22 protein-coding genes are annotated in these 20,811 nt (G+C 67.4%); 13 read left to right on the plus strand and 9 right to left on the minus strand.

Features of this window, described 5'->3' with window-relative positions; all coding sequences use genetic code 11:
* The first annotated feature begins 112 nt into the window (after positions 1–112).
* The 5 genes from ACQPYH_RS27500 to ACQPYH_RS27520 all read left to right on the plus strand — a co-directional run bounded on the left by ACQPYH_RS27500 (position 113) and on the right by ACQPYH_RS27520 (position 3,165).
* Entirely contained in the window at positions 113–1,285 is a 1,173-nt protein-coding gene (locus ACQPYH_RS27500; RefSeq protein WP_432876853.1) for an alcohol dehydrogenase catalytic domain-containing protein, read from the plus strand.
* 25 nt (positions 1,286–1,310) lie between these two features.
* Positions 1,311–1,598, plus strand: coding sequence for a hypothetical protein (locus ACQPYH_RS27505; RefSeq protein ID WP_432876855.1), 288 nt, complete (start codon positions 1,311–1,313; stop codon positions 1,596–1,598).
* Positions 1,599–1,749: 151 nt separating this feature from the next.
* Positions 1,750–2,307, plus strand: a complete 558-nt coding sequence (locus tag ACQPYH_RS27510; RefSeq protein ID WP_432876857.1) for a hemerythrin domain-containing protein — start codon at positions 1,750–1,752, stop codon at positions 2,305–2,307.
* Positions 2,304–2,786 carry a flavodoxin family protein gene (locus tag ACQPYH_RS27515; protein ID WP_432876860.1) on the plus strand — a complete coding sequence of 161 codons (483 nt, stop codon included), beginning with the start codon at positions 2,304–2,306 and terminating at the stop codon, positions 2,784–2,786. The genes ACQPYH_RS27510 and ACQPYH_RS27515 overlap by 4 nt, the downstream gene beginning before the upstream one ends.
* Position 2,787: 1 nt before the next feature.
* Positions 2,788–3,165: a VOC family protein gene (locus tag ACQPYH_RS27520; RefSeq protein WP_432876863.1), complete on the plus strand. Its 378-nt coding sequence runs from the start codon at positions 2,788–2,790 to the stop codon at positions 3,163–3,165.
* 8 nt (positions 3,166–3,173) lie between these two features.
* Here the strand turns inward: ACQPYH_RS27520 and ACQPYH_RS27525 are convergent, their stop codons facing one another.
* Positions 3,174–3,908: a SigB/SigF/SigG family RNA polymerase sigma factor gene (locus tag ACQPYH_RS27525; protein WP_432876866.1), complete on the minus strand. Its 735-nt coding sequence runs from the start codon at positions 3,906–3,908 to the stop codon at positions 3,174–3,176.
* Between the two features lie 412 nt (positions 3,909–4,320).
* Here ACQPYH_RS27525 and ACQPYH_RS27530 point away from each other — a divergent pair, with 412 nt between their 5' ends.
* The gene (locus ACQPYH_RS27530) at positions 4,321–5,370 is read left to right on the plus strand and encodes an MFS transporter (RefSeq protein ID WP_432876868.1); all 1,050 of its coding nucleotides are present in this window, start codon (positions 4,321–4,323) and stop codon (positions 5,368–5,370) included.
* A 67-nt stretch (positions 5,371–5,437) separates the two neighbouring features.
* Here the strand turns inward: ACQPYH_RS27530 and ACQPYH_RS27535 are convergent, their stop codons facing one another.
* The gene (locus ACQPYH_RS27535; RefSeq protein ID WP_432876871.1) at positions 5,438–6,346 is read right to left on the minus strand and encodes a helix-turn-helix transcriptional regulator; all 909 of its coding nucleotides are present in this window, start codon (positions 6,344–6,346) and stop codon (positions 5,438–5,440) included.
* 151 nt (positions 6,347–6,497) lie between these two features.
* Between ACQPYH_RS27535 and ACQPYH_RS27540 the strand changes: the two genes are divergently transcribed.
* From ACQPYH_RS27540 to ACQPYH_RS27550, 3 genes are all read left to right on the plus strand, one after another.
* Positions 6,498–7,862 carry an MFS transporter gene (locus tag ACQPYH_RS27540; RefSeq protein WP_432876874.1) on the plus strand — a complete coding sequence of 455 codons (1,365 nt, stop codon included), beginning with the start codon at positions 6,498–6,500 and terminating at the stop codon, positions 7,860–7,862.
* Positions 7,859–8,635 (plus strand): carboxymuconolactone decarboxylase family protein, encoded by a 777-nt coding sequence (locus ACQPYH_RS27545; protein ID WP_432876876.1) that lies wholly within the window; start codon positions 7,859–7,861, stop codon positions 8,633–8,635. Before ACQPYH_RS27540 ends, ACQPYH_RS27545 begins: the two co-directional genes overlap by 4 nt.
* A gap of 99 nt (positions 8,636–8,734) precedes the next feature.
* The gene (locus ACQPYH_RS27550) at positions 8,735–9,589 is read left to right on the plus strand and encodes an aldo/keto reductase family protein (RefSeq protein WP_432876879.1); all 855 of its coding nucleotides are present in this window, start codon (positions 8,735–8,737) and stop codon (positions 9,587–9,589) included.
* Here ACQPYH_RS27550 and ACQPYH_RS27555 read toward each other — a convergent pair.
* Entirely contained in the window at positions 9,476–10,450 is a 975-nt protein-coding gene (locus ACQPYH_RS27555) for an SDR family oxidoreductase (protein ID WP_432876882.1), read from the minus strand. The two genes, ACQPYH_RS27550 and ACQPYH_RS27555, sit on opposite strands and share 114 nt — an antisense overlap.
* Positions 10,451–10,613: 163 nt before the next feature.
* On the opposite strand from ACQPYH_RS27555, the gene ACQPYH_RS27560 reads away from it, so the two are divergent.
* Positions 10,614–11,453 carry a helix-turn-helix transcriptional regulator gene (locus tag ACQPYH_RS27560; protein ID WP_432876884.1) on the plus strand — a complete coding sequence of 280 codons (840 nt, stop codon included), beginning with the start codon at positions 10,614–10,616 and terminating at the stop codon, positions 11,451–11,453.
* 21 nt (positions 11,454–11,474) lie between these two features.
* On the opposite strand, the gene ACQPYH_RS27565 is transcribed toward ACQPYH_RS27560, so the two are convergent.
* Positions 11,475–12,632, minus strand: coding sequence for an ANTAR domain-containing protein (locus ACQPYH_RS27565; RefSeq protein WP_432876887.1), 1,158 nt, complete (start codon positions 12,630–12,632; stop codon positions 11,475–11,477).
* Positions 12,614–12,799 (minus strand): hypothetical protein, encoded by a 186-nt coding sequence (locus ACQPYH_RS27570; protein WP_432876890.1) that lies wholly within the window; start codon positions 12,797–12,799, stop codon positions 12,614–12,616. The genes ACQPYH_RS27565 and ACQPYH_RS27570 overlap by 19 nt, the downstream gene beginning before the upstream one ends.
* 174 nt (positions 12,800–12,973) lie before the next feature.
* Here ACQPYH_RS27570 and ACQPYH_RS27575 point away from each other — a divergent pair, with 174 nt between their 5' ends.
* Positions 12,974–13,951, plus strand: a complete 978-nt coding sequence (locus tag ACQPYH_RS27575) for a TIGR03557 family F420-dependent LLM class oxidoreductase (RefSeq protein ID WP_432876892.1) — start codon at positions 12,974–12,976, stop codon at positions 13,949–13,951.
* 36 nt (positions 13,952–13,987) lie between these two features.
* Here the strand turns inward: ACQPYH_RS27575 and ACQPYH_RS27580 are convergent, their stop codons facing one another.
* Positions 13,988–15,334 carry a ferredoxin reductase family protein gene (locus ACQPYH_RS27580; RefSeq protein WP_432876895.1) on the minus strand — a complete coding sequence of 449 codons (1,347 nt, stop codon included), beginning with the start codon at positions 15,332–15,334 and terminating at the stop codon, positions 13,988–13,990.
* A gap of 273 nt (positions 15,335–15,607) precedes the next feature.
* Here ACQPYH_RS27580 and ACQPYH_RS27585 point away from each other — a divergent pair, with 273 nt between their 5' ends.
* Both ACQPYH_RS27585 and ACQPYH_RS27590 read left to right on the plus strand, forming a co-directional pair.
* Positions 15,608–16,282, plus strand: a complete 675-nt coding sequence (locus ACQPYH_RS27585; RefSeq protein WP_432876898.1) for a response regulator transcription factor — start codon at positions 15,608–15,610, stop codon at positions 16,280–16,282.
* On the plus strand, positions 16,254–17,351 hold the full coding sequence (locus ACQPYH_RS27590; RefSeq protein WP_432876901.1) for a sensor histidine kinase: 1,098 nt from the start codon (positions 16,254–16,256) through the stop codon (positions 17,349–17,351). Before ACQPYH_RS27585 ends, ACQPYH_RS27590 begins: the two co-directional genes overlap by 29 nt.
* A gap of 3 nt (positions 17,352–17,354) precedes the next feature.
* On the opposite strand, the gene ACQPYH_RS27595 is transcribed toward ACQPYH_RS27590, so the two are convergent.
* From ACQPYH_RS27595 to ACQPYH_RS27605, 3 genes are read right to left on the minus strand one after another with little or no spacing between them, the layout of a single operon-like run.
* Complete coding sequence (locus ACQPYH_RS27595) at positions 17,355–17,840, minus strand: hypothetical protein (protein ID WP_432876904.1); 486 nt, start codon at positions 17,838–17,840, stop codon at positions 17,355–17,357.
* On the minus strand, positions 17,837–18,799 hold the full coding sequence (locus tag ACQPYH_RS27600; RefSeq protein ID WP_432876907.1) for a multicopper oxidase domain-containing protein: 963 nt from the start codon (positions 18,797–18,799) through the stop codon (positions 17,837–17,839). The genes ACQPYH_RS27595 and ACQPYH_RS27600 overlap by 4 nt, the downstream gene beginning before the upstream one ends.
* Before the next feature lie 23 nt (positions 18,800–18,822).
* Positions 18,823–20,808 (minus strand): multicopper oxidase domain-containing protein, encoded by a 1,986-nt coding sequence (locus ACQPYH_RS27605; protein ID WP_432876910.1) that lies wholly within the window; start codon positions 20,806–20,808, stop codon positions 18,823–18,825.
* Positions 20,809–20,811: the final 3 nt, after the last annotated feature.

Genomic DNA, 20,811 nt, shown 5'->3' on the forward strand with positions numbered 1-20,811 from the left:
TACAGCGCCACAAGCTGACATGTTCACCTTCTTCTTCTGGTCGGTGGTGCCGCTCAACGCGCGCATGAGACCCGTCCGGTCGGGCACCGGACGGGCTCGGCGAGGAGGGGCTATGAAGGCGTTGACGTGGCAGGGCAAGCGGAAGGTCGAGTACGGCGATGTGCCGGATCCGCGCATCGAGCAACCGACCGATGCCATCGTGAAGGTCACGTCGACAGGGATCTGCGGGTCCGACCTGCATCTGTACGAGGTGATGGGCCCCTTCCTGGACGCCGGTGACGTACTGGGCCACGAGGTGATCGGCCTCGTCGAGGAGGTCGGGTCCGAGGTGACCGGGCTGAGCGCCGGCGACCGCGTCGTCGTCCCGTTCCAGATCGCCTGCGGCTCGTGTTTCATGTGTGACCAAGGCCTGCAGACCCAATGCGAGACCACCCAGGTCCGAGATCAGGGCATGGGCGCCGCACTGTTCGGCTACACCAGGCTCTACGGGCAAGTCCCAGGCGGACAAGCGGAGTACCTCCGGGTCCCGCAGGCGCAGTACGGCCCGATCAAGGTCCCGCACGGCCCCCCGGACGACCGGTTCGTCTACCTGTCCGACGTACTCCCGACCGCCTGGCAAGCAGTCGAGTACGCCGCCATCCCGCCTGACGGCACAGTCGTCGTACTCGGCCTTGGCCCGATCGGCGACATGGCCAGCCGGGTCGCGCTGCACCGTGGGCATCGGGTCATCGGCGTCGACCTGGTCGCGGAGCGGCTCGAGCGGGCGAGGGTCAACGGGGTCGAGACGCTCGAGTACGGCGACGACGTAGCCGACGCGATCCGGAATCTGACCGACGGCCGCGGACCCGCCTCGGTGATCGATGCCGTGGGCATGGAGGCACACGGATCCCCGACCGCAAAACTCGCCCAACAGGCCGCCGGCCTACTGCCCGACCTGATCCAACGCACAGTGATGCAAAAGGCCGGCGTCGACCGGATGGCCGCGCTCTTGCTGGCGATCGACGTGGTTCGGCGCGGCGGGACGATCTCGCTGATCGGCGTGTACGGCGGGATGGCCGACCCGCTCCCGATGCTGACCCTCTTCGACAAGCAGATCCAGCTCAGGATGGGCCAGGCCAACGTCCGCCACTGGAGCGACGACATCCTGCCCCTGCTCGGCGACGACGATCCCCTCGACGTCGACACGTTCGCCACTCACCACCTGAAACTGTCCGAAGGCCCCGGCGCCTACGACCTGTTCCAGCACAAGCGTGACGGCGCAGTTAAGATCCTTCTGACCCCCTAACTAGCATCGTTTCGGGAAGAGGGCCGTGGCGGGGTTCTTCGACGAGATCAACGGCCATTGGGTGGCCGACGCGCAGCGGGTGATGAGCACAGGACTCCTCCCCGCCGGTTGGATCTGCGTGCGATGCGGTGCCCACTTCCCGGACCGGCACGACCCGTACCGGACCCGATGCCCGGCCACCATGCGACCACACGGTCACGAGTTGTTCACCGATCCCCGCGACGGAATGCTCTACTGCCGACGATGCCCACTCGTCGCCTACGACCTCGCCGACGTCGCCACCGAACCCCAGTGCCCAATGCCCCTGCACTAGTGGACGATCGCGCCTCTCCTGAGCTGACGTTTGGCGTGCGGGCACAGTCACGTCAGAGCTGCTTCGGTGGCGCGGAGGGGGCAGTGCGGTCAGTAGGGCGGGTCGGGTCTGCTCCCCCGCGCCACATCACATCATCGAGAGGACGCTGGATATGGCTGCGGACGTTGTCGACCTGATCATGCAGGACCACCGGGAGGTCGAGCGCCTCTTCGACGAACTGAAGGACAACCCGGAGAAGCGTCCGACGTTGCTGCCGGTGCTGACGACACTGCTGACCGCGCACAGCCGAGCTGAAGAGGCCGAGGTCTATCCCGTGGCCGCTGCCGAGGCTGGCGAGAAGGAAGAGGTCTCCCACAGCCAGCAGGAGCACATCGAGGCCGACCAGTTGCTCGCCAAGCTAGCCGCGACCGATCCGGCGTCGTCCGGCTTCGACAAAGTCCTGCAAAACCTCATCGACGCGGTCTCGCACCACGTCGAAGAGGAGGAGACGAAAGTCCTCCCGGGTATGCGCGACAATCTGTCCGCGGAACGGCGTACCGAGCTCGCCGACGCGTTCGCAGCCAGCCGCGCACAGCACCTCGGTGAGCAGCCAGGCGACATGACCCGCGATCAGCTGGCCCAGCAAGCATCCAACGCAGATATCTCTGGTACGTCGGGTCTGTCCAAGGACGAACTGAAGAAGAAGGTCGAAAGCGAAGGCGAACTGTGAGGGTGGCTGACCACGACGTACGGTTCGGGGTCAGCACAGACGAGGGTGATGGGGACGAGTGGCCCGCCCTGCGGGAGAAGATGCTCGCCGCGGACATCCTGGTCATTGCGACACCGATCTGGATGGGACAGCCGGCGAGCGTGTGCAAGCTGGTGCTCGAGCGACTCGACGCCGAGCTGTCGGAGAAGGACGAGCAGGGCCGCCCGCTGGTCTACGGCAAGGTCGCGGTGGTCGGTGTCGTCGGCAACGAAGACGGCGCACACCACGTCACCGCCGAGGTTTTCCAGGCGCTCAACGACGTCGGCTTCACGATTCCGGCCGGCGGGGCGACGTACTGGGTCGGCGAGGCCATGGGATCGACCGACTACAACGAGGCCGGCCCGAAACCCGACACCACCGGCGCCACGACCAAGACCGCAGCCGCGAACGCCGCTCATCTGGCCCAGCTACTTCGCGACAAGCAATACCCGAAGGCCTAACGTGCCCGGCAAACTCGTCGCCACCGTCCTCGGTACGCCGGATCCGCCGGCCCTGGCCGCCTTCTATCGCGACCTGCTCGGCTGGGAGATCACCAGCAGCGAACCGCACTGGGCCCGCCTCCGGCACCCCGATGACGACCGTCCCGGTCTCAGCTTCCAGCTGGAACGAGACCATGCATGGCCCGTCTGGCCGCAGCACCCCGGAACCCAGCAGATGCAGGCGCACCTCGACGTACAGGTCGACGACCTCGAGGCCGAAACAGCCCGGGCTGTGACCCTCGGCGCCACTGTCGAGGGTCATCAGCCCCAGCCCGACGGCGTACGAGTCATCCGCGACCCGCACGGCCACCTGATCTGCCTTTTCCTGCAAGGCTTCTGATCGCGGGATCAGGCTGCGGCGGGCTCCACTTCTAGCTTGGTGTGCAGGTCGTCGAGGATCCGGCGCAATATCCGGGAGACCTGCATCTGGCTGACGCCGATGTCGTTGCCGATCTCCGACTGCGTCCAGCCTTCGATGAAGCGCAGTTGAAGGATCCGGCGGTCACGCTCACCGAGGCCGGCGAGCACAGGCTCGAGCATCTCCACCGTTTCCAGCTGATCGATACTCGCGTCATCGTCGTCGGCGACCACGTCGGCCAGCGTCAGTTCGGCGTCGGCCTCGGCGGGACGGTCCAGCGACAACACGTTGAAACAGCCCCTCGCCGCCAGCGCCTGCTCGACCTCGGAAACCTCTACGTCGAGATGGGCTGCGATCTCGGCCGGGGTCGGTTCGCGGTTCAGCTCGTGCTCCAGTTCGGGGAGCTTGGCCGCGATCGTTCCCTGCATCTCCTGCAGCCGGCGCGGGATCCGCACCGTCCAGGCACAGTCCCGGAAATAGCGCTTCACCTCACCCCGGATGGTCGGGATGGCGAACCCGATGAACGGCGTGTCCGCATCCAACCGGTAGTGATGGGCTGCCTTGACCAGCCCCAGGTACGCGACCTGCTCCAGGTCGTCCGCCTCGGCGCCTCGCCCGCGGAAACGGCGCGCGATGCCCTGTGCAATTTCCAGGTTGAGCTCGACGACCTGTTCGAGCAGCTCCTGCCGCTCTGACTCCGAAGTACTGGCAGCTCGACGCTCCATGAGCTCTCGAGTGGCCGCTTCGCGCTCGGCCCGATCGGCCGAAGTGGAACCACGGGAAGATACCCGCTCCGTACTAGCGATGCTGGTAACCATTTGGTATGACCTCGCGACTGTCTCGTCACGGCGTGGCACTTCGCTGAACCACGGTCATGCCTACGCACCAAACCTACCCCAATTCTGCGGTGTTATGCACGCACCCCTTACTCGTTTCCGGTCCAGTCCGTCACAGGTCGTGACATCGAACATTTAGTTGCCTGAATCAACGGCCCTTCATTAGAACTCCTCACAGCTCGAGATCCTCTGGAGCACTAAGGTTCAGCGGGTGCGTAGGACTGTGGTGGGTTTTGCTGCGTTCGGTCTGTTCTGGGGCGCTTGGGGTGCTACCTTGCCAGCGGTCCGCGCAGGAGCTGGCGTGAACGACGGCCAACTCGGCGTTGCGCTGCTGATGGTCGGTGTCGGCGCGCTCGTCTCCATGCGCTTCACCGGCTATCTGGTCGACAGGTACGGCGGCCGCGCGCTCCCCGTGGTGACGGTGCTCTTCGCGGCATGCGGTGTGCTCCCCGCACTCGCCGGCTCGACCCTCACCCTGTGTGCAGCATTATTGTTGCTTGGAGCAACATCAGGAGCTATGGACGTGGCCATCAACGCCAGCGGCTCACACGCCGAAGCCGCCAGCGGCCGTCCGGTGATGAACCTCGCTCACGGCCTGTTCTCCGTCGCCGTCGTGCTATCCAGCCTCACCGCTGCTGCTCTTCGCACAACCGGCGCTGGCGCGCTTCCCATTCTTGGCGGCTGTGGTGTGCTGATCGCGGGCGCAGCTCTCTCCCTGATGCCGGGCTCCGCAACCGCACAACGGGAAGTGCGGGACGACTCTGGCCTCGCCGAGCCGGCTGCCACGCGCCGGGTGGAACCTGTGTTGCTGATGTTTGGCGGCCTGTGCGCGCTCGCCTATCTTGTCGAGAACGCCTGGCAGAGCTGGAGCGCCATACATCTCGACACCTCTCTGGGAGCCCCCGCTGGACTCGCATCGAGCGCTCCGGCAGTCTTCGCCGCCGCGGCCGCCACTGGCCGGCTCACCGGAAACGCACTGCTGAAGAGTCTCCGGCCGGTACATCTGCTGGTATTCGGCGGGCTTGTCGCCGCTGTGGGCTCACTCGCCGCAGCGACTGCGACTCACCCATGGGCAGCACTCGCCGGAATCGCCATCGCTGGCGCAGGTACGTCGGTCTGCGCGCCGACGATCATCGGTATGGTCGGCACCTGGGCCGGACCGGTGCGCCGCGCCGGCGCCATCTCCACCGTCACCACGATCGCCTACCTAGGCTTCCTCATCGGACCAGCGGCCGTCGGAGCGGCATCCTCGACCTGGTCCCTCCGAATCGCCCTGGGAGCGGTCGCCGCACTGGCGCTCATCGTTGCCGCCCTTGCCCCGTTCGCGATACGAGTCGCTGGACGCAGGTGAGGTTCCAAGAATCCGTGCCCGCGCGAGGCGGCTCGTAGCCACCGCGTCAGGCGCTATCCGACGGGCTTTACATGGACTTGTCGGTGCCCTTCTCAGACAGCGTGTCCACGTCACTTGCGGGCCGGGACAGCTGTGCTGCTTCGGTGGCGGCCCAGGTGGCGAGGAGGTTGAGGTTGTCGGCCGAGGGGCTGGCGGGTTCGGCGGTGTATGCGGTGAGCACGAGTCCTGGTGCGGCGACGAGTTCCATGGAGTCGTAGGCCAGTTCGAGGTACCCGACGACGGGGTGGTTGAACTTCTTGATGCCGCCTTTGTGGGAGCGCACGTCGTGAGCTCCCCACCGGGTGCGGAACGCTTCGCTGCGGGTGGCGAGTTCGCCGATCAGCTCGGTGAGGGCCGGGTCATGTGGGTAGCGGCCGGCTTCGGTCCGCAGCAGGGCGACGGCGACGGACAAGGCACCGTCGTGGTCGGGGTAGTAGTCGGCGGCGCGGGGGTCGAGGAAGTCGAATCGGGCGATGTTGCCGCGGTGCGCGGGCTCGTCCAGGACTGGGGAGTACAGGGCACGGCCTAGGGCGTTGCCGGCCACGATGTCCAGCCGGCCGGTGCGTACGAACGCGGCCGTGCCGACCATCGAGTCCAGGATCCGCTGCACGCTGACCGGGACCTTCGGCGCGGTACGTCGCGGAGGCGTGCGTACCGGCTTGGCCGCCCGGGCGAGGTTGAACAGGTGCTGACGCTCAATGTCGCTCAGCTGCAGGGCGCGTGCGACGGCGTCGAGCACGTCCTCCGAGACCCCGGCGATATGGCCCTTCTCCAGCCGCGTGTACCACTCCGGACTGACCCCGGCCAGTACGGCGACCTCCTCGCGGCGCAGCCCCGGCACGCGACGCCGACCGCCGCCGGGTAGCCCCACCTGCTCGGGGGTCAGCTTCGCGCGCCGGGTGGCCAGGAAGTCCCGGATCTCTTCTCGGTTGTCCACGCCACCCACGCTACGGCCCGCTGGCCGACGCGAGGGGGGTTGAGTTTATGCCCTCCATAACGCGACCTGTCTCGCCCGCGTGAGCTGCGGTGTGCTGGTCTACGTGAACAACCCATCCATCTCAACGTCCACCGGATCAGCGACCATTTCGGTGCTCGATTTCACGGCGAGCCGCGACCGGCACGCCGCTTCGGCGCTGGCCGCGGCCGTGCTGGGGTTCTTCGTGGTGACCCTGGACGCGGTGGTGGTGAACGTGGCGTTGCCGACGATCCGGACCGACCTGGGCGGCGGCGTGGCGGGACTGCAATGGGTGGTCGACGGGTACACGCTGATGTTCGCCGCGCTGCTGTTGACCGCCGGGTCCCTTTCGGACCGCCTGGGTGCCAGCCGGGCCTTCAGCGTCGGTCTGGCAGTGTTCGTGCTGGCCTCTGCCGCCTGCGGGTTCGCGCCGTCGCTGGGGTCGCTGATCGCCGCCCGGTTCGTGCAGGGCGCGGCCGCGGCGGCGGTCATGCCCGCGTCGATGGCCCTGCTACGCGAGGCCTACCCTGAGGCCCGGGCTCGCGGCCGGGCGGTCGCGGTGTGGGCGATGGGCGGCGCGGTCGCCTCGTCCTGCGGGCCGGTGCTGGGCGGAGCGCTGACCCAGGTGGACTGGCGGCTGATCTTCTGTCTCAACGTCCCCGTGGGCGTGGTCGCGCTGGTGCTGCTGGCCCGCGCCCGTACGTCGCTACCCCGGGCGGTGCCGTTCGACGTACTCGGCCAGGTCACCGGAGCGGTCGCGATGGTCGCGCTGACCTTCGGGGTGATCGAGGCGGGAGCCCGCGGCTTCGACGACCCGGTCGTGATGATGGCGCTGGCGGTGGCGGTCCTGGCCATGGTCGGGTTCGTTATCGCGCAGCGGAGCGTGGCACACCCGATGGTGCCGGCGGACCTGTTTCGCTCCCGGACTGTGGTGATCACCGTGGCCAGCGGGTTCGCGTTCATGGTCGGGTACTACGGACTGCCGTTCGTGGTCAGCCTGTTCCTGCAGCAGGACCGGGGCCTGACCGCTCTGCACACGGGGACCGTGTTCCTGCCGATGATGCTGATCGGGCTGGTCCTGACCCCGTTCTCCGCGCGCCTGGCCGAGCGGCTCAGCCGCAAGACCCTGATTGTGGCCGGGCTGACGCTCATGACCATCGGGCTCGCCGCCGTCGCCATGCTGCCTGCCTCCGCGCCGCTGTGGGCGTTCGCCACGCTAATGGTTCTGGTCGGCCTCGGCGGACCGACCGTGTCCCCGCCCGCGACCGCAGTACTGCTCGATGCCGTGCCGCACGACCAGGCCGGGGTCGCCTCCGGGGTGTTCAACACCAGTCGCCAAGTCGGCGGCGCACTGGCCGTCGCTGTGTTCGGCGGGCTGCTGGCGCAACCAGGAGCATTCGTGCAAGGCGCCCATACGAGCCTGTGGATCGCGGCCGGCGTACTGGCCCTGACCGCGATCCTCGCCCTGTTCCTCCCCACCACGATGGAGACCCCATGAACGACCCCAAGACACCAGGCTGGAACGGCGGGCAGAACGCCTTCGGGGATTTTGCGCCCGGGCTGGTGCACTACACGGACAAGGTCCTTTTCGATGAGGTTTGGGAGCGCCAGGGTCTGTCCAAGCGCGACCGCAGCCTGATCACGATCTCCGCGCTGACCGCGCTCGGGAAGATCGACCAACTGCAGTTCCATCTCGCCTTCGCCCGGCGCAACGGCGTCACCGACGAGGAGCTGAAGGAGGCCCTCCTGCAACTCGCGTTCTACTCCGGTTGGCCCAACGGCATGGGCGCGACCACTGTGCTCAAGAACATCATCGATAGCGAACAAGGATCAGACATGCACGCGACTGACTTCGATCAGATCTTCCCGCTCGGCGAGAAGAACGACGCCTACGCGCAGTACTTCTTCGGCCAGAGCTACCTCGCCCCTCTTGCGTCGGGAAGCGTTCCCGTCAGCAATGTCTCCTTCGAGCCAGGCTGCCGCAACAACTGGCACATCCACCGCGGCGGCGGGGGCGGAGGCGACCAGATCCTGCTGTGTACGGCGGGCAGCGGCTGGTACCAGGCGGAGGGCGAGGACCCCGTCAGCATGGAGCCCGGCACTGTGGTCCGCGTCCCGGCCGGCACGAAGCACTGGCACGGCGCAAAGGCGGACTCGTGGTTCTCCCACATCGCCTTCATCACCCCAGGCGAGGGCGTCAGCAACGAATGGCTCGAGCCAGTCACCGACGAGGAGTACGGCAAGCTGCCGAAGTACGGAGAGAAGGCATGACCATCCTGACCGAGACCTACACCCTGTCCAACGGGGTCGAGATCCCCCAAGCTGGGACTCGGCACCTGGTTCATCGATGACGACGCTGCGGCTGAGGCTGTGCGCGCGGCGATCGAGATCGGGTACCGGAACATCGACACCGCGCAGGCCTACGGCAACGAGCGCAGCGTCGGCGAGGGAGTCCGCACCAGCGGTGTTCCCCGCGAGGAGCTCTTCGTATCCACGAAGCTCGCCGCCGAGATAAAGGACCACGACCAGGCGGCCGCCGCGATCGACGAGTCGATCGAGAAGCTCGGCATCGGCTACCTCGACCTGATGCTCATCCACGCCCCGCAGCCGTGGAACGACTTCCGCGGCGGCGAGTACGCCGAGGGCAACCTTGCCGCATGGCGGGCGCTCGAGAAGGCGCACCAGGCAGGAAAGATCCGCTCGATCGGCGTCTCGAACTTCCTGCCGGCCGATCTGGACAACATCCTTCAGAACGGCACCACCGCGCCGCATGTCAACCAGATCCTGGTGCACGCCGGAAACACGCCCACGGAGCTGATCACCTACTGCCAGAACAAGAACATCCTGGTAGAGGCCTACTCCCCCATCGCCCACGGCGAGATTCTGAAGAACCCCGCGGTCGCGACGGTCGCCGACAGGTACGGCGTGTCGGTCCCGCAGCTGTGCATCCGGTACACGCTGCAGCTCGGCACGGTGCCGCTGCCGAAGACCCGCGAACCCCGATCACCTGCGTTCCAACGCGGAGGTCGACTTCGTCATCTCCGACGAGGACATGGACGCCCTGCGGAACCTGGACGAACAGGACTACGGCGACTCCAGCGCGTTCCCCGTCTACAGCGGCAAATAGCGGCTACCAGCCTGGCCCGGCGATTTCGGACCGGACTTCGTCAGCTCCTCGGAGACTTGCCAGATGCGCTCGGCCTCCTCGGTGCTGTTCAACGGTGAGTACAGCCGTTGTTCGGCGGGTGGGCCGCCGAGGTTTCCGGGGCCGCTGGGGCCGTACAGGGCGCCGGGCTTGGCGCTGGGGTCGGTCGCGGCCATGAGGGCCGGAAGCTTGGCGGTTTCGACGGTGCCGACCAGGATGCCGCGGGCCGAGAGTGCACGGATCAGGCGGACCTGGGGCGTGTCCTTGGTGCGACCGAGTTCGGGCCGCGCGGCCAGCAGGCTGGTCGGGGCCACTCCGGGATGGGAGAGGTTGCTGGTGATCCCCCATCCGTGTGCCTTGCTGCGGCGGTCCAGCTCGAGGCCGAACAGCCCGAGCGCGATCTTGGACTGGCTGTAGGCGCGCATGCCGTCGTACGAACGTTCCCAGTTCAAGTCGTCCCAGTTGATGCTGCCTCGACGGGCCGCGATGCTGATCTGTGAGGTCACGCGGGCGCGGCCTGCGCGCAGGAGCGGAAGGATCTGTCCGACGAGGGCGAAATGACCCAGGTAGTTGGTGCCGAACTGCAGCTCGAATCCGTCGGCAGTGACCTGCCGGCTCGGCGGCGTCATCACGCCCGCGTTGTTGATCAGGATGTGGATCGGATGCCCGTCCTTGCGCAGGCTCTCGCCCAGGGCTGCGACCGACTCGAGTGATGCCAAGTCGAGGCTGCGCAGCGAGACGTTCGCGGCGGGCACGGACTGTCTGATCTGCGCGATCGCGGCCTCGCCCTTGCGTGGGTTGCGGACGGGGATGATCACCTCAGCGTCGGCCGCAGCTAACCGCGTGGCGATTCCCAGCCCCATTCCGTCGCTCGCACCGGTGACGACGGCGCGCTTGCCGGACAGATCTGGGACGCTGATGTCGATCGGCGTACGTCGCATTGGTCCTACTCCTCGCGGTCTCGGGTATCGCATCGATCGTCGGCCGGATGCGATCTGGTAACCACGGCCTCCCGATCCCAGGCTCGCCATGGGGGGATCGGGAGGCCGTGGATACCGCGGCAGGTAGGCGGTAGAAACGAAGCAGGACTCGAGAAGGAGAAGCGTGATCGACCGCACCGGGCTGGCAGAGTTCCTTCGCCGTCGCCGCGAGCTGCTGCAGCCCGAGGACGTCGGCCTGCCGCGCGGACAACGCCGCCGTACGAGCGGACTCCGTCGGGAGGAAGTCGCCGTGCTGTGCCACATGTCGACCGACTACTACTCCCGGCTCGAACGCGAGCGCGGCCCCCAGCCGTCCGAGCAGATGATCGCGTCCATTGCGCAGGGACTCCATCTCTCACTGGACGAACGCGATCACCTGTTCCGGCTGGCCGGGCACAACCCACCGGCCCGCGGTGTGACCAGCGAACACATCAGCCCCGGCCTGCTACGCATCCTCGATCGCCTCGACGACACCCCCGCGGAGATCGTCACCGAACTCGGCGAGACCCTGCGACAGACCACGCTGGGCGTCGCGCTCACCGGCGACACGACGCAGTACGACGGCCCGGCCCGCAGCATCGGGTACCGATGGTTCACCGACCCCACCACCCGGCAGCTCTACGATCCGCAGGACCATCCGTTCCTGACCCGCATGTTCGCCAGCGGACTGCGCCAGATCGCCACACTGCGAGGCCCCGACTCCCGCGCCGCTGCCTTCGCACGACTCCTCCAGGATCAGAGCGAGGAATTCCGCCAAGTCTGGGACACCCACGAGATCGGCATCCACCCGAACGACGTCAAACGCTTCGTACACCCCGAAGTCGGCAACCTCGAACTGACCTGCCAATCCCTCCTCGACCCGGACCAGTCACACCGCCTACTCGTCTACACCGCCATCCCCGGCACCGAAAGCCACGAAAAACTACAACTCCTGTCCGTCATCGGAGCACAGGCAATCCGCTGACCCACGCGTGCGATGCGGTGCTCACTGCATGATTCTGTGTCCGGGCAGTTTGCGGGTGTCGATGAGCTGGAGAGCGACGTCGCGCAGCTTCGTGTTGGTGTCTTGGGAGTAACGTCGCAGTACGGCGAACGCCTGGTCGCCGTTCAGCTGGTAGCGCTCCATCAGGATGCCCATCGCCTGGCCGACAAGCTTGCGAGCATCGACCGCCTGGGCCAGGTTGTGTTCGTGCCGCGCGCTCGCCACAGCGACCGAGGCGTGCCTGGCGAGGATGTGCGCAATGGCCTCCTCGTCCGGGCCGAACGCGTCCGGGTGAATGCTGTAGAGACCGAGCACACCGACCGTGCCGGCCGCCGTGGTGAGCGGCACATCCAGAACGCTGCGCACACCGAGTTCGCGCACCTTGGCGGCCCATTCCGGCCAGCGGTCATCCGCGGCGGTATCGCCAACCAGGACCGTCAAGTGCTCGTGCATGGACACCGTCAGTGGGCCCTTCCCGCCATCGATCTGCAGTGCGTAGATCTCGGCCACGATCGGGTCCGTGACCGCGGGAATCTCCAGCCGCTGACCAGCCACGATCAGCGCGACGCCGGCATGAGAGCAATCCAGCGCCTGCAGTGCGAAGTCCACAACCGCTTGAACGGTCTCGTCCACACCATCGGAGTCGTGCAGGTCGATCGAAAGCTGCGCGAACTGCTCAGCCGCTCCACTGCCGGTCATATCGAGTAGGGACATGCCTGGCTCCTCCGGGTTCGGTGAACCCGGGAGCCATGACTTGGCCGACGCGATCCATGGCGTCATAGTCCCCCCGCGGCGCTCGAACCGCACCTCGTGCGACCGAGTTGAGACCTTCCGACGATCGACTGACACGTTCGGTAACCACCCGCAGCCAAGTTTGTGAACAACAACCGACCCAGGAATGCGGTCCAGCATCGCGTGGACGGTCGCCGGGTCGCGGATCGCGGTCAGGAAGTCAGCGTGGTTGTCTGGTCCCAGCGCCGACGGTGAGTTCGTGGTCCAGGCGTCGTACCAGGTCTCCGGGGCGGCGCAGATCACTCGCTCGGCGGGCTTTTCCGACTGTGCGAAGAACCACCAGTGCCACCACGCCGCCGCAAACTCGGCGCCGCATCGCTCGAGCGCCTCCACCACCGGTACGCCGTCCATCACGACCAGCTTCGACACACGGTCGGGATGGTCGCGTCGACGAGCCGCGGCGCCACGGCGTACCAGGTCGTATGCGTCCGCGGATGACCATGCAACAGGACCGCCGCCGGCCCCGAGCCACCGTGCCGCACCCGGATCCGGGTACCCGCCACGTCGAACTCCTCGAGCACGAAGTCTTCGAACATGTTGCTATCCGCAAGCAACCGTCAATCGACCGGTACCCGGACACATTCACCCCCGATTCGAGGTGTAGGCAGCGGGGAACCGGGGCGGTATGACTGTGAAGCTGAACGAGAAGGCGTTCGAGAAGATCCACGAACTCCTCGACGGCGAACACTCGTAGGACCGTGGAGGCACACGTGAAGATCGGATATTTCCTCTCCTGCGAGGAGTACACGCCGGCCGAGCTGATCGAGCAGGCCCGGATGGCCGAGGATGCCGGGTTCGACGGGTTGTGGATCAGCGACCACTTCCATCCGTGGAACGACGAGCAGGGCCAGAGCGCGTTCGTCTGGTCCGCGATCGGCGCGATCTCGCAAGTCTGCGAGTTGCCGGTGACGACGGCGGTCACCTGCCCGACCGTGCGGATCCACCCGGCCGTCATCGCGCAGGCGGCCGCGACCAGCGCCGTACTGCTGAACGGGCGGTTCAGACTCGGCGTCGGGACCGGCGAGGCGTTGAACGAGCACGTCCTCGGGTCGGTCTGGCCGACGATCGACGTACGGCTGGAGATGCTCGAGGAAGCGGTCGAGATCATGCGCCGGCTGTGGACCGAGGACGGGTTCGTCAGCCACCACGGCAAGCACTACACCGTCGACACCGCCCGGATCTACACCCGGCCGCAGCAGCCGCTGCCGATCTACATGTCCGGATTCGGGCCCGAGGCAACCGACGTCGCGGCGCGGATCGCGGACGGCTACCTCACCACCTCGCCCGACCGCGATCTGCTGCAACGCTTCCGCGACAACGGCGGCGGCACCAAGCCGACCCAGGCCGGCTTCAAGGTCAGCTACGCACCGACCGAGGCCGAAGGAGTCGAACACGCCCACCGGATCTGGGGCAACTCCGGCCTGCCCGGCGAACTCGCCCAGGTGCTCCCCTCACCCCGCCACTTCGAACAGGCCAGCACGCTCGTCACGAAGGAGTCCACCGCAAAGTCCGTTGCCTGCGGCCCGAAAGCGGACGTCCACGTCGAGGCGTTCACGCCGTACGTCGAAGCCGGCTTCGACGAGGTGTACGTCGCCAACATGGGCCCGCACACCGTCGACATGATGAACCTCTACCGCACCGAGATCCTCCCCGAACTCCGTCTGCGTAAGGACCACTCCCATATCTGACCAGGAAGCCTGAACCACGACCGCCGCGGGGCCGGCCTAGACCGAGCCGAAGCGTTCGGTGTGGATTCGGCGGTAGGGGACGCCGAGGGCGGCGAGGTCGTGGCTGACCGAGGTGACCATGGGGGCCGGGCCGCAGAGGAAGTAGTGCAGGCGATGGGGGCGGCGTGGCAGGTTGCGGGTGAGGAGGTTGCGGCCGATGCGGCCGGTCTCGCCGGTCCAGTCCTGGCCGGGGGCGCTGACCGCCTCGATCACCTTCAGGTTCAGTCGCGTCCGAACCTGCGCGATCTCCGGCCTCAGCATGAGGTCCTGCTCGGTGCGGGCCGAGGTGATCAGGAGGAAGCGTCGCTGATCTTCGCGATCCGCGAGGGTGCGCAGCATGCTCAGCAACGGCGTGACACCGACGCCGGCGCTGATGAACACGAAGCCGGGCGCGGCCTCCAGTCCGTCGATCGTGAACCCGCCGTACGGGCCGTCGAGGAAGACGCGGCGGCCGGGCCGGAGGGCGCCGAGCAACTCGGTGAAGTCGCCGAGGGCCTTGATCGTGAACTCCATCTGCTCCGGATGCTCAGCAGTGGAAGCGATGCTGAACGGGTGCTCCTCGAACACGAACGGCGTGGAGCCGATCTTCAGCCAGACGAACTGTCCGGCCCCGAACGGCAGCCCGGGATGACCATCGGCTCGGATCACCAGCGTCACACCGTCACCGGGCACGGCACGCACCGACACCACGACGTAGGCGAACCTGCGCGACCGTATTGGCAGCCAGATCCAGCGGCGCGCAGCCAGCCCGACGACCAACAGGCCGGAGACGACGAACCAGGCTGCCACCACCACGTGCGCGACGAGATGCCGGAGCCACCAGACATGCAGCCAGGCGAAGACCAGGACGACCGCGACCAGCCCGTTGTGCACGAGTCGCCAACCTTCGTACCGGGGCTGGCGGGACGGCCGACGCAACGCGAGTACGACGACCAGCCCGAGGGCGACCGTCGACGTGACCGCCGCCCGGGCCGCCCAGGTCGTGTGCACGAGATCGAGGATCGACAACCCTCGCGGATCGACGAACAGGACCGCGAACAGGTGCACCAGCACGAGTACGACGGCGATCAACGCGACCAGCCGATGGACGGCGAGCACCGTCTCGATCCCGAAGCTCGCGATCAGCAAGGGCAGCCGGGCCGGCAGCACGACCGCCACCACCAGCGAGGAGAACCCGACCAGACCGGTGCTCAGCATCACGGCCGCGCCGGCTCCGCTGTCAGGTGGTCCGAGCACAGCCCAGGCGAGGAACAGTGGCACCAGGAGCACCGCCAGGTACCAGAGGAACCAGGCGAGCCGCGACAGCGGGCCGTGTACACGCGCTAGGACTCGGTGGCGGGGCATCGCGACTTGCTTCCAGGACCAGTGGCAATCCTTCCGACCCTCGAAACGTACGTCGCGCCGCGGGCCGGCGGAACAACACCGCGCAAGGATGACAGGACTGTCATCCGCAGGTATACAGCCTGGAGAACGCTCAACTCTTCCGTCCGGAACCGGGCCGTTTCACAATGTCTGTGGGTCACGGATCGGAGGGGTCCCGAGCCGGCAGCTGTGGGGGTACAGGCGCCGGCAAGTCCGCGGCCCTGGGGTGAGGCCGGACGGCCTGAAGGGGGTTCGATGACCAGGATTCTCGTTGTCGACGACGAACCCGACCTGCTCGGGTTCGTCCGGAGTGCGCTGGAAGCCGAGGGTTTCCACGTGATCACGGCCACGGACGGGACCGAGGGGCTCCGGCTCGCCCTGACCACCAGCCCGGATCTGGTAATCCTGGATCTCCTGATGCCGGGACTCGACGGCCAGGCGGTCCTCACGGCGTTGCTGACGCACGACCGGTCCACCCGGATCCTGGTGCTGTCCGCGACCGAGGACCGGCAGGTGCGGGTGGCGTGCCTCGAGCAGGGCGCGGTCGACTTCCTGTCGAAGCCGTTCGTGGTCCGCGAGCTGATCGCCCGGGTGCGGTCCCGGCTGCTCGCACCGGCATCCGCGATGACCGCCTGGTTGCCGGAGGTACTGCGAGTCGGCGAGATCGTGCTGGACACCAGGACCCGCCGGCTGCAGGTCGGCGAGCGGACCGCTGAGCTGCCGCAGCGCGAGTTCCTGCTGCTCCAGCACCTGATGCGCAACCCGGACGCCGTCTGCTCCCGGCAGGAGCTGCTGTCCGAGGTCTGGGGCTACGACTTCGACCCGTCGACGAACCTGGTCGACGTGTGCATCGGCCGGCTCCGATCCAAACTCCGCAGCGACGTCATCAGGACCGTGCGCAATGTCGGCTATCAGCTACAAACCGCCTGAACAGGCGGCGCTCGCCGGACCGCTGGTTCAGCCCCGGCACCGGGCGCGCGTCAGCCGCGGGCGACTCGTCGACGGGCTGCTGACGGCGTTCATGCTCGCGATGCTCAGCCTGATGATCGCCATGCCCGGCGAAGAGACGATTCCGTACCACTTCCTGTTCCTCAGTCTCACCATCGTGTACGGCTTCCGGGTGTGGCCGCTGTGGCCGACGATTGTGGTGACCGTGGCGGTGACGGGCGCCACTGGATGGGTGCTCGCCGCCCACGCCTTGGATGGGATCATCGACAAGGCCGAGCTCGCCGAGGTGCCGTTGATGCCGGCGCTATTCGTCGCGATGGTGTGGCACGCCCAGCGCCGCGCCGCCGCACTACGCCAGGTCGAGCGGATGGCCGAGCAGCGCCGCGCCAGCCTCGAGCGTGAGCGCGGTTTCTTCCGGGACACCTCGCACGCGATCCGGACCCCGATCACGATCGCTCGCGGACACCTCGAGCTGGCCGGTACGGCGCCGTCGACCGGCGTCACCCGACCGCACGTCGAGGTCGCGCTCCACCAACTGGACCGGATGTCGGCGCTCTCCGACCGCTTGCTGGCGCTAGCCAGGCTGGACGCGGGCGAGGAGCTCGATCGCCGGCCCACCGACCTGGCCGCGCTGGTCGCCGAGATGGGCGTGAACTGGACGGCGAACACCGAACGGAAGTGGCAGGTGGTCTGCGGAACGACCGGACAGGTCCACGCGGATCCGGACTGGCTCGAACTGGCCGTCGACGCCCTGGTCGAGAACGCCGTGCACTTCACGGCCTTCGGCGACACGATCCGGCTCGGCTGTACGTCGTCGCCCGCGAGCATCACGATCACCGTCGACGACACCGGCCCGGGAATCGACCCCGACGACCTGCGGTTCGTGTTCGAGCGGTTCTGGCACCGGCGGCCGGAAGACGGGCCGATGGGCAGCGGTCTCGGCCTGCCGATGGCACGCGCCGTCGCCGAAGCTCACGGCGGCACGCTGACAGCCGCGTCCGGACCGACCGGAGGTGCACGGTTGGTGCTGAGCATTCCCCGCGGCAGGTGACCGTCAGCGAACGACGACATGTTCGACCTGCGCCTGGCCGAGCAGCACTGTGACCTTCGACCCGCGCCTGACCCAGTTACCCGGGTTCTCGAACACCAGGTAGTAGGTCTCACCGGCGGTGAACTTGCCGGTGTGGGAGTGGCTCATCAGCAGATCACGTACGACGAGACCACTCCCCTCGTCGATCACGGCCGGTGGGGTCGCCGCATCATGCAGACTGTTCGCCCGGTTCGGATCGAGCACCTGGTACCTGAGGTCGATCAGACCGCCGCCACCGGTCACGGCGACCTGGGTGATCCGCACTCCGCTGCGCTCGGCGAGGCCGTCGGCGTTCACCGCTGTACGTCCCCAGGCGACCTGTGCCACCGGTGCCGGCGCAGCTGCGGACTGGTCTCTACGCGCGGAGTAAAAGAGCCAGGCCGTCAGTGCGCAGGCAACCAGCGCGACGCCGGTCACGACGCCGACAACCCTTCTGGTGCGAGGTTTCATGGCTGGATGAAGACCAGCATGCCGCTACCGATCGGCGACGTACCGGTCTGGGGTCCGCTGGTCAGGTGGAGCTGCCGGTTGAACAGCGGGAAGCCGTGGGTGCTGGGTGGAGCTCCCGCCGGCACGGTGACGATCGTGTCCTCGGTCGCGCCGGCCGGGATGGTTTCCGTGCTCGCGGCGAACGGATTCGTCAGCAGCCTGGCGCTCCGGGCAACGACCTGCTGATGCATGCCGAGCAGCATCATCGAGGTGTTGTCGTAGCCGGCATTGAGGTACCGCAACAAGACCCGCTGACCCGCGGCTCCCGCAATCGCCGGGACGTCGGGGTACGACTTCCCGTTGATCAGCCAGTACGTCGCCCGGTAGCTGTGCAGGTCGAACGTCTCCGGCGCCGCATTGAAGGCAGGATCGACAGCTGTCAGCACGAGAACCGCCTCGACGTCGTACGCCGTTGTCGCCGACGCATACGCCTGGTTGGCGGTCGTCGTACGGACCAGCAGCGCACCGGACAAGCCCATTCCCTCCTGCCGCCCGGCGTCACCGCCGCTCTGGTACAGGTAGGTGCCCGGCTGGGCGGTAAACGTCCGGCTGACCGAAGCGCCAGGCGCCGCATCCGTCGGTCCCGGATCGAAGGTGACTCCGGGAATCTCGAAGGACACCACATGCCCGGCGGGTAAGGCGTTCCGGACCGTGATCGTGACCAGGTCGCCCGCTGTGGCTGTCAGTTGCGGTCCCGGCAAGGTCGCGCTCGCCGTCGTACAGTCGCCCGGCGTCGTCGGCGTACCGAAACCCCAGATGGGAACGATGCCACCACCGGGGAGGCCAGCCGTCCCGGGGACGGCGCACAGCTCAATCGCGACCGTGGCGGCAGTGGCCGAGCCGACCACGCAGGTCAGGCCGAACACGGCCAGCACGAGCACCAGCAGGGCCCGCGCCCCGCGGTGAACGGATGTACGCATCGCAGCTCTCCTCTGCCGGTCGGTCATGGCGCGTCGTACACGATCTTCATCAGGTCGCCCCAGGTCGAGAAGGTCGCCGGAGCGGGTGCGGTGAACCGCTGGGTGTGGACGAGCACCCGGACCTGGCCCGCGTACGAGCCGGTGCCGATGTACGCGCTCGCCGAACCTGGCAGCGTCCAGCTGGAGCTGACGTTCGTGGAGCCGACGGCCTGCGGCTGGGCAGGAGGTGCCGGCAAGGTCGTCCAGCCGGCCGCGGTCGCCGTACTGCATCCGGCGGCACCGGCGACCGTCCAGTTGCAGACCTTCACGGTCTGCAGGGGCAGGTTGGTGGTCAGCGAAGCGCACGTCGTCGCGGTCGTCGAGGCACAGTTGCTGCCCTCGTAGATCGCCTTGAGGTTGCTGCTGCCGGCTGGCACACCGCCGAACGTGCCGTACCAGTCGGTTGCCAGTGCGCTGATGGTCGCCCCGCTGGCATGGGTCGCCGCAGCGGTTGTTAGCTGGCCGCGGGCAACCGTCCAGGTGGTGGTGCCTTGGCCGCCGGTCACCTGCAGGACTTCGTTGTCGATGCGGACGAAGTACGAGCCGGTGGTGGGGAATCCGGCGGCCGAGGCGACCGTGATGGAGGTCTGGCCAGCTGTGGTCGCAGTGGGACGAGTCGTCGTCTTCGGGTTGACCTGGTAGTAGTTGCCGTCGGCCACACCGAGCGCCGTGACGGCACCGGACTTGAGCGTGCCGCCGATCAGCGAGGTCGCCGTGGGCGAGCCGAAGCATCCACCCGCTGGGTCGACTCGCAGCAGCGTGCCCATGCCACCGAAGCCCTGGTCGTAGTTCGTGAACTCGTTCAGTGCGTGGCTGTGCAAGGGGAAGTACCACTCGCCACAGGCGTTCTGTGATGCGGTGCCGACCGGCAGGGTGCCCTTGTAGCCCAGGTACGGCGAACCGCTGTACCAGGTGTTGCCGTCCTTGAAGAACAGGTTGCGATAGTTGGGCTGCGCTACCGGGAGTGGATTCGCGGTAGGACTCCAGTTGTCGGCGTCGTCCCAGCGCAGCAAGAAGTCCTCGGTCTGGCCGGATCCGATCGTCTCGCCGAAGTGCTCGGTCGAGGCGACCAGGCGACCGTCCTGGGCGATCTGGCGGGTGTGGTTGCCGTGTGGGTGGAACGGGTGGTTGACCGCACCGACATTGATCATCCGGATCAGGGCCGGGCGGTTGTCCGCCGGCGTGTTCGGCTGGAGCCGGACCAGCGAGCCGTACGGCTGGTTCGGCAGCAGCGCGGATCCGTTGTCCTGGATCGTGTCGGGGAACTCGCGGCCGTTGATCGCGAAGTAGCGGTTCCGCAAGGCGTTCACGTCGTACGTGCCGCCGACCTCGACGGCGTGGTGCAGGTCGGAGTCGATGTCGCTGAGCAGCAGCAGGTACTCACGGGCGGGGGCGAACTGGGTGCTCGCATCGCCGTACGCGAAGTTGTCTCCAAGTGTCGGCCGCACGATCAGCGCACCGGCCAGACCCATCTCGATCTGCTTCGCCGTGTCGGTGCCGCTCTCGTACAAGTAGGTTCCGGGCTGACCGGCGGTGAAGGTGTACGTGACGTCGCCACCCGCCGCCGCCTCGGTCGTCAGCAGGCCGGCACTCCCGCCGGTCGGCGCGACGATGCCGTCCTGGCCCGGGAAGAGGATAGAGGTTGCCTCAGGCAAATTGTTGTGCAGATGGACGACGATCGTCTGCCCCTGGGTCGCACACAGCACGGGCCCGGGGCTCTGGAAGTGCCCGCCGGCCGGCGAGTAGCTCCACATGAAGACGCTGTTGCCGTCAGGGGTGTCAATGGTTCCGGCGGACGCGACCAGGTCGAACGTCCGCGTGGTGCCGGCGACGGTGCCCGCCGTACAGATCATGCCGGTCGGCGGGACCGCCTCGGACTGGGCGCTCGCGTGCAGCGACGCCATCGGTAGCAAGGCACTCGCCACCAGAGCCACACCCGCCAAGGACCGGCGGAACGTGCTGCGTGTCATCGT

Origin of the sequence: Kribbella sp. CA-245084 (genome assembly GCF_050942355.1) — a bacterium.
Taxonomy (GTDB): Bacteria; Actinomycetota; Actinomycetes; order Propionibacteriales; family Kribbellaceae; genus Kribbella.

Excerpts from the sequence above, each read along its gene's own strand:
- ACQPYH_RS27590 (WP_432876901.1), top strand. The coding sequence starts at position 16,254 with ATGTCGGCTATCAGCTACAAACCGCCTGAACAGGCGGCGCTCGCCGGA.
- ACQPYH_RS27525 (WP_432876866.1), bottom strand. The coding sequence starts at position 3,908 with ATGGAGCGTCGAGCTGCCAGTACTTCGGAGTCAGAGCGGCAGGAGCTG.
- ACQPYH_RS27555 (WP_432876882.1), bottom strand. The coding sequence starts at position 10,450 with ATGCGACGTACGCCGATCGACATCAGCGTCCCAGATCTGTCCGGCAAG.
- ACQPYH_RS27500 (WP_432876853.1), top strand. The coding sequence starts at position 113 with ATGAAGGCGTTGACGTGGCAGGGCAAGCGGAAGGTCGAGTACGGCGAT.
- ACQPYH_RS27605 (WP_432876910.1), bottom strand. The coding sequence starts at position 20,808 with ATGACACGCAGCACGTTCCGCCGGTCCTTGGCGGGTGTGGCTCTGGTG.
- ACQPYH_RS27570 (WP_432876890.1), bottom strand. The coding sequence starts at position 12,799 with ATGTTCGAAGACTTCGTGCTCGAGGAGTTCGACGTGGCGGGTACCCGG.
- ACQPYH_RS27545 (WP_432876876.1), top strand. The coding sequence starts at position 7,859 with ATGAACGACCCCAAGACACCAGGCTGGAACGGCGGGCAGAACGCCTTC.
- ACQPYH_RS27580 (WP_432876895.1), bottom strand. The coding sequence starts at position 15,334 with ATGCCCCGCCACCGAGTCCTAGCGCGTGTACACGGCCCGCTGTCGCGG.
- ACQPYH_RS27585 (WP_432876898.1), top strand. The coding sequence starts at position 15,608 with ATGACCAGGATTCTCGTTGTCGACGACGAACCCGACCTGCTCGGGTTC.
- ACQPYH_RS27510 (WP_432876857.1), top strand. The coding sequence starts at position 1,750 with ATGGCTGCGGACGTTGTCGACCTGATCATGCAGGACCACCGGGAGGTC.
- ACQPYH_RS27595 (WP_432876904.1), bottom strand. The coding sequence starts at position 17,840 with ATGAAACCTCGCACCAGAAGGGTTGTCGGCGTCGTGACCGGCGTCGCG.
- ACQPYH_RS27600 (WP_432876907.1), bottom strand. The coding sequence starts at position 18,799 with ATGCGTACATCCGTTCACCGCGGGGCGCGGGCCCTGCTGGTGCTCGTG.